At 62.4% G+C, this 11,426-nt stretch carries 6 protein-coding genes; all 6 read left to right on the top strand.

Annotation, left to right across the window (positions count from 1 at the left end; genetic code table 11):
* Positions 1-132: 132 nt before the first annotated feature.
* Complete coding sequence (gene grxD, locus DBR34_RS05500) at positions 133-453, top strand: Grx4 family monothiol glutaredoxin (RefSeq protein WP_038689261.1); 321 nt, start codon at positions 133-135, stop codon at positions 451-453.
* Positions 450-1,193 carry an SDR family NAD(P)-dependent oxidoreductase gene (locus DBR34_RS05505; RefSeq protein ID WP_128096018.1) on the top strand — a complete coding sequence of 248 codons (744 nt, stop codon included), beginning with the start codon at positions 450-452 and terminating at the stop codon, positions 1,191-1,193. Before grxD ends, DBR34_RS05505 begins: the two co-directional genes overlap by 4 nt.
* A gap of 370 nt (positions 1,194-1,563) precedes the next feature.
* Positions 1,564-4,779: a TonB-dependent receptor gene (locus DBR34_RS05510; protein ID WP_128096019.1), complete on the top strand. Its 3,216-nt coding sequence runs from the start codon at positions 1,564-1,566 to the stop codon at positions 4,777-4,779.
* Positions 4,780-5,182: 403 nt separating this feature from the next.
* Positions 5,183-7,345, top strand: coding sequence for a type I secretion system permease/ATPase (locus DBR34_RS05515; protein WP_128096020.1), 2,163 nt, complete (start codon positions 5,183-5,185; stop codon positions 7,343-7,345).
* On the top strand, positions 7,342-8,763 hold the full coding sequence (locus DBR34_RS05520) for an HlyD family type I secretion periplasmic adaptor subunit (protein ID WP_128096021.1): 1,422 nt from the start codon (positions 7,342-7,344) through the stop codon (positions 8,761-8,763). The genes DBR34_RS05515 and DBR34_RS05520 overlap by 4 nt, the downstream gene beginning before the upstream one ends.
* Before the next feature lie 117 nt (positions 8,764-8,880).
* The coding region (locus DBR34_RS05525; protein ID WP_308812513.1) for a calcium-binding protein at positions 8,881-11,426 on the top strand (2,546 nt) is incomplete at its 3' end.

Below are 11,426 nucleotides of genomic sequence, written 5' to 3' on the forward strand. Positions count from 1 at the left end.
GGTCGAGGGGCATGGCTCGCATTGGATTGGGGACGGGGGCGCCGGAGGCAGGGCCGGAAGGCTTACAATGGCGCTGAGGGAAGTCTATCCGACCGGCCAGGCCGGGTTGTCCCACCCGCAGGGAGAGTCGTTGTGGCGGTGATGCAGCAGATCCAGACCGAAGTGGAGCGTTACCCCCTCGTGTTGTTCATGAAGGGCACCCCCCAGTACCCCATGTGCGGGTTCTCCAGCCGGGCGATCCAGGCCCTGATGGCCGCCGGCGCGGTCGCGCTGCGCACGGTCAACGTGCTTGAGGAACCGGAGGTCCGCGCCAACCTGCCGCGCTTCTCCAACCTGCCCACCTTCCCGCAGCTGTTCATCCACGGCGAACTGATCGGCGGCTGCGACATCGTGCTGGAGCTGTTCGAATCCGGCGAGCTCAAGCGCATCGTGGAAGAGGCCTCGCTCCCATGAGTGCGGTCCCGTCCGTTGGGGTCGGGACTGGATCGCTTGCCGATCGCGTCATCCTTATCGCCGGTGCGGGCGGTGGCTTCGGCAGCGCCGCCGCCGTGGCCTGCGCCGCAGCCGGTGCCACGGTGGTCCTGCTGGGGCGCAAGCCGCGTCGGCTGGACCGGGTGTACGCGGCCGTCCAGGCCGCCGGCCCCGAGCCGCTGCTGTATCCGATGGACCTGGAAGGGTCCACCCCCGACGACTACGCCGCACTGGCCGAACGCCTGCACAGCGAGCTGGGCCGCCTCGATGGCCTGCTCTACTGCGCCGCCGACTTCGCCGGCCTGACCCCGTTCGAGCTGGCCGACCCGGCCGCCTTCGCGCGGGCGGTGCACGTCAACCTGACGGCCCCGGCGTGGCTGGCCCAGGCCTGCCTGCCGCTGCTGCGTCAGCGGGACGATGCCGCGCTGGTGTTCACCGTGGACGATCCAGGGCGGGTAGGGCAGGCGTACTGGGGCGGCTATGGTGCCGCCCAGCACGGCCTGCGCGGGCTGATCAGCAGCCTGCATGACGAACTGGGCCGCAGCCCGGTCCGGGTCAGCGGCCTGCAACCGGGCCCGATGCGCACCGCCCTGCGCGCCCGCGCCTTCTCGCTGGATGAAGACCGCAGCGCCCGCGATCCGGTCGACTGCGCCCAGGCCGCCGTACTGCTGCTCTCGGCCGCCGGTGCGGCCCACCGCGGCCAGATCCACACCCCCGCGTAGCGCCGGGCTCTGCCCGGCTGCCTTTGACGTTCTGGCACCAGCCGGGCAGAGCCCGGCTCTACGGGGTGCCCGATTCTGGCGCCAGCCGGGCAGAGCCCGGCTCTACGGGCGCGGGCTGTCATATTCCCGCCATTCAGCCCGTCCATCCTGAATGTGAAGAAGGCGTCACGATACCGTTGTGATGGCGTGTGTTTTGTCGCCAAACCGTCACAATCCGGAGCTACCGTGTTAATCTAGTGTTAACCGTTGCGGCTGAAACCAGCCTGCGGCTAGGGAACCCAGATCAAAAGTCCAGTCAGCCGCCAGCAAGGCTGCTTGGGCGCGTTTTTTTCTCCGCCATCCCCAATCTCGCATCGAGGCTATCCCCAAAATGACCCACCTCCGGATGTCCAAGCTCACTCTTGGTCTCGTGGCCGCACTTGCCGCCGCTCCCGCTTTCGCCCAGAGCACCTCTGCCGGTGTCGGCGGCCAGGTCACGTCCGCCGCAGGTTCGCCTGTCGTCGGTGCCGAAGTCACCATCACGCACACCGAGTCGGGCACTGTCAGCCGCGCCACCACGGATGCGTCGGGTCGTTACAACGCGCGCGGTCTGCGCGTGGGTGGTCCGTACACCATCACCATCAACAAGGCCGGTGAAGGCACCAAGACCGAAGAGGGCGTTTACCTGAACCTCAATCAGGTAAACACCGTCAACGCCAACCTGGCCGGCGACGTCGCAGCCACCAACCTCGATGCCGTGCAGGTCGTCGCCATTGCGGGCGGTCTGGACATCTTCAGCGCCACCAAGATGGGCACCGGCACCAACGTGACCCGCGAAACGATGGATGCGCTTCCGTCGGCCAACCGCAACATCCAGGACTACGTGCGTCTGGATCCGCGTATCTCGCAGGTCAGCAAGGCTGACGGCGCGATCTCGGCGGGCGGCCAGAACACCCGTTACAACGCCATCCGCATCGACGGCATCAGCGCCTCCGATCCGTTCGGCCTGGGCTCCAACAACCTGCCGACCGAGCGTCAGCCGGTGTCGATGGACGCGATCCAGGAAATCAACATCGACCTGGCCAACTACGACACGACCATCGCCGGCGGTACCGGTGCGGTGATCAATGCCGTGACCAAGTCGGGCACCAACGAATTCCATGGCACCGTCTACGGCTCCTACCGCGACAAGGACATGGTCCGTTCGCGCCTGGAAGGTGACAAGCAGGACTTCAACGGGTTCGAAGACGAGAAGACCTATGGCATGACCTTCGGCGGCCCGATCGTCAAGGACAAGCTGTTCTTCTTCAGCAACTACGAAAAGTATGAGCGTTCGGCCGCTGGCATCAGCCTGAGCGATACCCCGATCGGCAAGGGCACGATCAGCACCGCCGATGTCACCCGCGTGCAGGACTACCTGAAGGGTCTGGGTTACGATCCGGGCACCCTGTCGGCGCCCAACAGCAAGACCGAGATTGAGGAATACGCGGTCAAGCTGGACTGGAACATCAACGAGAACCACCGTGCCGCCCTGCGCTACAACAAGATGGAGCAGAACGTCGTTCGCTTCCCGCAGGTCTCCACCAGCGCCATCTCGCTGAGCAACTTCTGGTACCAGCAGCCGACCGAGTATGAAACCTGGATGGGCGAACTGTTCAGCGACTGGTCGGAGAACTTCTCGACCGAGTTCAAGATCTCGCACAAGGACTATTCGGCCAACCGTGTTCCGCTGGTCGACATGCCGCAGATCCGCATCCGTTCGGGCAACGACTCGCTGTACGTCGGTACCGAGCAGAACACCCACGTCAACATCGTGGAATCCAAGGAACTGAGCGCCTTCGGTGCCGGTACCTGGTATGTCGGCGATCACACCGTCAAGTTCGGCTTCGATTACTCGAAGAACGACCTGATGAACTTCTACGGCCGCAACCTCAACGGCGTGTACGAGTTCAACAGCGTGAACGATTTCCTGGCGGGCAGGGCTTCGCGTTATCAGCTGCGCGCCCCGCGCGCTGACGGCAGCCGCGACGACATCCCGGCGGATTTCACCCTGAAGAACACGGGTGTGTTCGTGCAGGATACCTGGGCGATCAACTACAACCTGAGCCTGATGTTCGGCGTTCGCGTGGACATGCCTGACTTCAGTGATCAGCGTCTGTACAACCCGCGCATCGAGCAGCTGTACGGCTTCAACAACACCCAGCTAGTCGACAAGGCGCTGGTGCAGCCGCGTGTCGGCTTCAACTACACCTTCGACAGCGACCGTCCGACCCAGCTGCGCGGTGGCGTGGGCCTGTTCGGTGGCGCAGCGCCGAACGTGTGGCTGGCCGGTGCGTACCAGAACACGGGTCTGAACTACATCGAGTACGACCAGCGCAACCCGCCGGTGGGCTCCTTCACTCCGGATGGCAACAACCCGTACGTGCCGGCCGGTGGCCCGGCGTCGGCCCGCCAGAACGTGGACATCATCGCCCCGGGCACCCGCCTGCCGTCGGTGTGGAAGGCCAACCTGGCGTTCGATCATGAGCTGCCGTGGTACGGCATCGTGGCGTCGGCGGAAGTGCTGATGACCAAGGTCAAGGACGGCATCTACTTCGACCGCCTGGACGTGGCCGCACCGACCACCTACGGCCCCGATGGCCGTGCGATCTACTGGAACGCAGCTGGTCGCAACCAGGCCAACACCCGTATCGACGAAAAGGGTGTCGACTTCGGCATCACGACCGGTACCAAGTCTGCTGTCGACCGCGCCAACCGTCCGAGCGACATGGGCGATGTGCTGGTCATGCGCAACACCGACAAGGGCCGTGGCACCCAGGCGACCTTCTCGCTGGCCAAGCCGCTGACCGAGAATTGGGGCTGGTCGCTGGGCTACACCTACACCCAGTCCAAGGAAGTCAGCCCGCTGACCAGTTCGCAGAACACCTCGAACTGGAACAACACGCCGATCTTCAATTCAAACGAAGACGTGGCCTACAACTCGCGCTACGCGATCAAGGACCGCATCACCGGCACCCTGGAGTGGAAGCACAACTTCTTCGGTGACAACGCCACCCGCGTCGGCCTGTTCTATGAAGGCCGTTCGGGTCGTCCGTTCAGCTACATCTTCTACAACGATGCCAACGGCGACGGTGCCACCACCAACGACCTGTTCTACGTGCCGACCGGTCCGGGTGACGTGCTGTTCACCGGTGGCGCGGCGATGGAGAAGCAGTTCTTCGATTGGCTGGCGCAGAATCCGGAGCTCGATGCCTTCCGTGGCGGCGTGGTCCCGGCCAACCAGCACCGCTCCAACTGGACGAACTCCTTCGACGTGCGTATCAGCCAGGAGTTCCCGGGCTTCATGAAGGAACACAAGGGTGAAATCGCCCTGGACATCATGAATGTCGGCAACCTGCTGAACAAGAAGTGGGGTCTGATCGACGACTACGGCTTCTACTCGACCCGTCGTGTAGCCAACTACGCCGGTATCGATCCGGCTACCGGCAAGTACGTGTACTCCTTCACCGGTGCGGACAGTTCTGCGATCCAGGAAAACAACAACGACAAGGGCAACACCGCCGTGTCGCGCTGGTCGATGCAGCTGACCCTGAAGTACAAGTTCTGATCCATCGAGCTTGATGCATGATTGAAAACGGCCGGGGCAACCCGGCCGTTTTTTTGTGGGCGTGGCGGGCTGTGTAGGTAGCGATACGGCTGGTTACGGGAAGCCCTATGGTTTTGCATTTTCTGCGATGCAGTGGCCGATGCGACGACCGCAACATCCGGCGCGACACGGCGACACGGCGTGCAGCAATGGGTCGATACCGATAGCCCGATAGCACCCATCCTTCCCGTCGAAGGTGTGGGAAATTCAGCTGCTTCAGCCGTGAAAATCGCTGATCTGGCGCGTTACCCGTACTGATGGCTATCGCTTTGACCGGCAATCTGTTGACAGTTTTTCTGAGAGATTTCACAATCCGCGCCAAGGGGATGCGCGCACACAAGATGGGGCGCGCTTAAGGACGAAGATGCTTCAAGGGAATGTGGTGTCATCCCGGTTGGATGACGCAAGGCGAGCGGCGGGCGACGATCTGCGGTTGCGTGGATTGGTGTTGCTCGCACAATTTCATGGCATCGCAGCGGATGCCGCGCAATTGCTGCACCAGACCGGGCGGATGGCCGGAGAGGTGGACGATGCGGCGCTGGTGTTGGCCGCGCACGGACTGGGTCTGAAGGCGAAGACGGCCACGGTACCTCTGGAACGACTGGGTCACCTTGCGTTACCGGCGATGGCGATCGGCGAGGATGGTGATGCGTTCATCATCGCCCGCGTAAGCGATGGCAGGGCCATGATCCACGACTTGCTTGAGCGCCGACCGAAGACGATCACACAAGAAGCGCTGGCCTCACGCTACTCAGGGCGTGTACTCCTGGTGGCCTCGAGGGCGTCGGTGCTGGGCGACCTGGCGCGATTCGACTTCAGCTGGTTCATTCCCGCCGTCATTAAATACCGGCGGCTGCTGGTCGAGGTGCTGATCGTCTCCTTCTTCATCCAGCTGTTCGCGTTGGTTACGCCGCTGTTCTACCAGGTGGTGATGGACAAGGTGTTGGTGCATCGTGGATGGACCACACTCGATGTCATCACTATCGGCCTGGTGTGCATTGCGATCTTCGAGGTGGTTCTCAGCGGCCTGCGGACGTACGTGCTGTCGCACACCACCAGCAAGATCGACGTGGAGCTGGGTGCGCGTCTGTTTCGGCATGTTCTAGCGTTGCCGTTGGCTTATTTCGAGTCGCGCCGGGTTGGCGACACCATCGCCCGCGTCCGTGAACTGGAGAATATACGTAGCTTTCTGACGGGTCAGGCGTTGACGTCCGTGCTTGATCTGTTGTTCACCGTGATTTTCCTGGCGGTGATGTTCCACTACAGCGGTTGGCTGACCCTGATCGTCGTCATTTCATTGCCTTTGTATGCGCTGATTTCCGCAGGCATCACGCCGGTGCTCCGGCGACGCCTGAACGACAAGTTTGCGAGGAGCGCGGACAATCAGGCCTTCCTGGTTGAGACAGTTACTGGCATCGGTACCGTCAAGGCAATGGCAGTGGATCCGCGGGTAACCCGCACCTGGGACAGTCAGCTCGCTGGGTACGTGGATGCAGGGTTCTCGGTGACCCGCCTTGCAACGCTGGGCCAGCAGGGTGTGCAGCTAGTGCAGAAGCTGGTGGCGATTGCCATTCTGTTCTTCGGGGCACGTCTTGTCATCGACGGAAAGCTCAGCCTGGGCCAGCTGATCGCTTTCAATATGCTTTCTGGTCAAGTGGCTGCACCCATCATCCGCCTTGCGCAGCTGTGGCAGGATTTTCAGCAGGTGGGCATTTCCGTTGACCGGCTTGGCGATATCCTGAACACGCGCACCGAAATTCCGGGCAGCCGAATTGCGCTACCACCGATCCGTGGTGCGGTTCGATTTGAACACACGGTGTTCCGCTACCGCCCGGACGCACCCGAGGTACTCGCCGGGATCGATCTGGATATCCGCGCAGGAGAAGTGATTGGGATCGTTGGTCGGTCCGGCTCAGGCAAGAGCACGCTCACCAAGCTGGTACAGCGGCTATATGTTCCGGAACGGGGTCGTGTCCTTATCGATGGGCAGGATCTGGCACTGGCCGACCCTGCTTGGCTGCGTCGCCAGTTGGGCGTTGTGCTGCAGGAGAATTTTCTCTTCAATCGTTCCGTTCGCGACAACATCGCGTTGAGCGATCCGGGCATGCCGCTGGAGCGCGTCATCCACGCCGCCACCCTGGCCGGCGCCCATGAGTTCATTTTGGCTTTGCCGGAAGGGTACGATACCCGTGTCGGCGAGCAGGGGGCTGGTCTGTCTGGCGGACAGCGCCAGCGTGTAGCGATCGCCCGCGCATTGGTCGGCGACCCGCGCATCCTTATCCTTGATGAGGCTACCAGCGCATTGGACTACGAGTCAGAACATGCGGTGATGGCTAACATGCGCAGCATATGTGCGGGGCGCACGGTGCTGATTATCGCCCACCGGCTATCCACAGTGCGCAGGGCTGACCGGATTGTGGTGCTGGACCAGGGCCGCATCGTCGAGAGTGGCACTCACGCCGATCTGATCGATCGAGCGGACGGTCACTACGCGCGCCTGAACCGTTTGCAGCAGGGCATGCCATGAAGCACATCATTCAGGCATTCGGCGCGTTCGCGCGTCGTTATGCGAAGGTCGCTCGGCTGGCCTGGCAGGAGCGACATAGTCTGCAGAACCCGGCGCGCGATGCGCAGGCACTCGAGTTTCTGCCCGCGCACCTGGAACTGATTGAACGCCCAGTCTCTCCCACTGCGCGGTGGACGATGGCAGTACTTATTGCCTTCTTCTGCATCGCGCTGCTCTGGTCCTTTCTGGGACACGTCGACATTGTCGCGGTGGCATCGGGCCGCACGGTGGTCGACTCGCGCACCAAGGTGGTGCAGCCCAGCGAGACTGCCGTAGTGCACCGCATCCTGGTCCGTGACGGCCAGGTCGTTGCTGCGGGCGAGCCGCTGGTCGAGTTGGACGCAACCAGCACCGCTGCCGATCACAGCAAGGCCGGTGAGACTCTGTTCAATGCGAGGTTGGCGGCGCTGCGTTTACGCGCGCTTTCCCAAGCAGTTCAGGACGGGCAAGCACCGGTCTTCGGGGCCGTGGAGGGGCTGCCGCCTTCGCGGGTCGAAGCCGAGCTGGCACTGGCGCGCAGTCAGTACGACGCATTGCAGGCACGCAGGCAGAACCTGCTGGCGGTGATCGAGCAGCGCCAGGCCGAGCTGCATACGACCGAGGCAGCGATTGCTCCGATGGAGGAATCGGCTCGTATCACTCGCCTGCGTGCGGAAGACTACGGGCGGCTGGTTGAGGGCAACTATGTTGGGCGGCATGACTATCTTCTGCGCGAGCAGGAGCGCATCGCGGCTGACCGTGATCTTGCAGTGCAGCGCAATCGCGCGGCAGAGATACGTTCATCGCTCGTCGCTGCCCGCGAAGAACTTAGAGTGCTTGTCGCCGACTTCCGCCAGCAGACGTTGGATGGTCTACGCACCGCCGAGGAGCAGATTGGCCAGGCCACCCCTGAATTGGCCAAGGCCGGCCGGCGTGATCGGCTGATGACACTGCGCGCGCCCGTTGCCGGTACGGTGCAGCAGCTGGCCGTGCATAGCGTGGGTGGCGTGGTTACCCCTGCGCAGGTACTGCTGGCGGTAGTGCCCAGCGAAGACGCGCTGGAGATCGAGGCGAATGTCCTCAACAAGGACATTGGCTTCGTTCGGCCCGGGCAGTTGGTCACGGTGAAAGTGGAAAGCTTCCCGTACACCCGCTACGGCTATCTGACCGGCAAGGTCACCAGCATCTCGCACGACGCTGCGCAAGACGAGCAGCTGGGGTTGGTATTCCCGGCACGCATCCATCTGGAGCGAAGTACGCTTCAGATCGACGGGGTCAAGGTGAACCTGTCGGCTGGCATGACGTTGAGCGCCGAGATCAAGACCGGCAAGCGGCGTGTGCTCGATTACCTGCTTAGCCCACTGCAGCGGCACGTCGACGAGTCACTGCGCGAGCGTTGAGCGGCCGCAGTGGCCTCTCCTTCGTGCGCCAGAAAGTTCCGGCAGTATCCAAGCGACGCTGTGGCGCATTCATGTGCCCGGTAGAACCCTCAATGCGGCATCAAGGAGTGAAGCGACATGGCAGAGATGTGGTACGGCGACAGGCCGGATATGGGCCTCCAGTTGGCAGAGTTGGCAGGTGCGCTTGCCGGACATTTGATGCTGCAGACCAAGCGTCTGGAGGACATGGCAAAGGTCGGTCCCGTAGACGAGATAACCATTGCTCGCGTGATGGCCGAGGTGTCGGAGCAGAACGCTGAGCTTGCTGAGATGTTTGCCGACCGTTGGAAGGCACAGGGTTGGACGGCGCAGGCAGCTGTCGCCACGCAGTGGGCCACGGAAAATCGTGAGCGTCTGGAGCGGATGGCAGGCGCGATTGCGCTTTCCGACAATGTCGAGATAGGAAAAAAGGTCATCACCTATGCGGCCAACCTGTCGGAGATCGGAACGGATATCGGTGTCACTGGTGCGCCTGACCTTGGCAAGGTATTTGGTCCGATCGACAAAGCGCTCACGATCGGAGATTTCGCCAAGGCATTGAGCGAGGGCGACGGTCGAGAGTTCGCGGAACTTGCAACCAAGTTCGCTGCGTCAGCCATGCTGGGGACTGTCATCCGGTCTGCATTGGTGGGCATAGCGGCGGCGGGTGGTCCGCTGACTGTGACTGTTGCCGTAGTGGTGGGCGTCGTCATGGCTGCGGCGTCATTGGCGAGCGACGAGGCACTGGATCAGTTCTTCGAAACCATGTTTGGGGAAACCCCTGAAGATGTTCAGACGAGAATACGAGAATCCATAGTCAATTATGGACAGACGGGAATCCGAGCCCCAAATCTCGGCTACGCGCTTCACTTTGGCACCAGTAACGATGACTACCTGAATGGCGTGCAGGGTGAGCAGAACTCCATGACCGGAGGCGCGGGAGCGGACACTCTGCAGGGCGGGGCGCTGGGCGATTTCATCAGTGGTGGCTCCGGCAATGACACGTTGCGAGGCGAGGGCGGCGATGACCGACTGAAGGGTGGGGCTGGGGACGATCGGCTCGAAGGAGGCCTGGGCCGGGACACCCTGGAGGGCGGAGAGGGAATGGACACCTATGTGTTCTCCAGCGCAGAGATGATCAAGGGCGGCGAAGACATCATCATCGATAGTGATGGTCGCGGCGTGATCCAGATCGACCGTTACGCGATCTCGACCAGCTCACTGCACCGGGCGCTGGGCCCCGCCACTTGGGACACCGCCGATGGAAGCCTCCGCATTACGTTCTCCAACGGCAACCTCATACTGCGGCACGCCGACACCGGGGCCCGCATCATCATCAACAATTGGAAAGACGGCGACTTCGGGATCACGTTGCCGGACCGGGGCCAAGTTGAGGGGCCAGCTCCAGTTATCCTCGGCAACGGGGATGACATGGTGGGCACGGATGGTCAGTTCGAAGCGCCGCCGTTCAGTGGCAACGATTACTTAAATGGCATGGGTGGCAACGACGCGATCGACGGCGGATTCGGCGATGACTGGATCGACGGCGGTCTCGGTAACGATCTGGTACTGGGCGGTCCAGGTACCAATCGCCTACGCGGGGGCGGCGGCAATGATGTCCTGCTGTCGGCTCCGATGGTGGTCAAGTGGTCGCGTGATTTCGGCGGTGACTATATCGATCACGGTGATCCGCAGCTGTTCAGTTCCGGCAAGGGCTGGGAGGTACGAGGCGACGAGGGAGTTGATCGTGCTGACGCGGGATCTTTGCTGCTGTCCTTCACGCCCTGGGCGGCATACAGCGTAACGCCGGGCCGACCGCTGAACAATTGGGTGAGATATCTGTCGCCGGAGATCTACGCCGGGCAGGCCGATGACCTGTTGGGCGGTGACGGGCACGACGTGGTCTACGGTGGCGAGGGCGACGATGTCATCGACGGCGGCACCGGCAACGATCTGCTCATTGGCGGGGCTGACGACGACACGATCTACGGCGACGACGGCAATGACCTGATCCTGGGCGATGAGTTCGCCGTCGGTGACAACATGTTCGCCACCATGGCTACGCTGCTTTCCAGACACGCACGTGCGGATGGCAACGACGTCATCCATGGTGGCTACGGCGACGACCGCATCTTTGGATTGGGCGGTGCCGATACCATCACTGGCGGCGAAGGCAACGACATCCTCCAGGGTGATCGGTTCGACTACGCATTCAATGCGTCCTATGAGCTCAACACCATCGCCGGCAATGATTTTCTTGATGGTGGTGCGGGTAACGACCAGCTCTACGGTGATGCAGGCGACGATACCCTGCTGGGTGGTATTGGGGATGATTATCTGCTGGGTGACTCGTTGGCTACCCAAGGGGGCAATCACGGTCGGGACATGCTCGACGGTGGCGACGGCAACGACGTCCTATTCGGCATGGGCGGCAGTGACGATCTGTATGGCGGCGCGGGCGACGATGAGCTGGTGGGTGATGGCGCAGATGCCAACGTTTCCAGCGTATTCCATGGCGATGACCGTCTCTACGGTGGCGCCGGCCGGGACAAGTTGGTTGGCAACGGCGGTAATGACCTGCTGGACGGCGGTGACGACGAGGACAGCCTGTGGGGCGGAGAGGGCAACGACGTACTGATCGGTGG

Source organism: Stenotrophomonas sp. HMWF003 (genome assembly GCF_003061285.1).
Lineage (GTDB): Bacteria > Pseudomonadota > Gammaproteobacteria > Xanthomonadales > Xanthomonadaceae > Stenotrophomonas > Stenotrophomonas maltophilia_AP.

What these genes read in the sequence shown, in the direction of transcription:
- DBR34_RS05515 (WP_128096020.1), top strand. Translation starts at nt 5,183, where the DNA reads ATGCTTCAAGGGAATGTGGTGTCATCCCGGTTGGATGACGCAAGGCGA.
- DBR34_RS05510 (WP_128096019.1), top strand. Translation starts at nt 1,564, where the DNA reads ATGACCCACCTCCGGATGTCCAAGCTCACTCTTGGTCTCGTGGCCGCA.
- DBR34_RS05505 (WP_128096018.1), top strand. Translation starts at nt 450, where the DNA reads ATGAGTGCGGTCCCGTCCGTTGGGGTCGGGACTGGATCGCTTGCCGAT.
- DBR34_RS05520 (WP_128096021.1), top strand. Translation starts at nt 7,342, where the DNA reads ATGAAGCACATCATTCAGGCATTCGGCGCGTTCGCGCGTCGTTATGCG.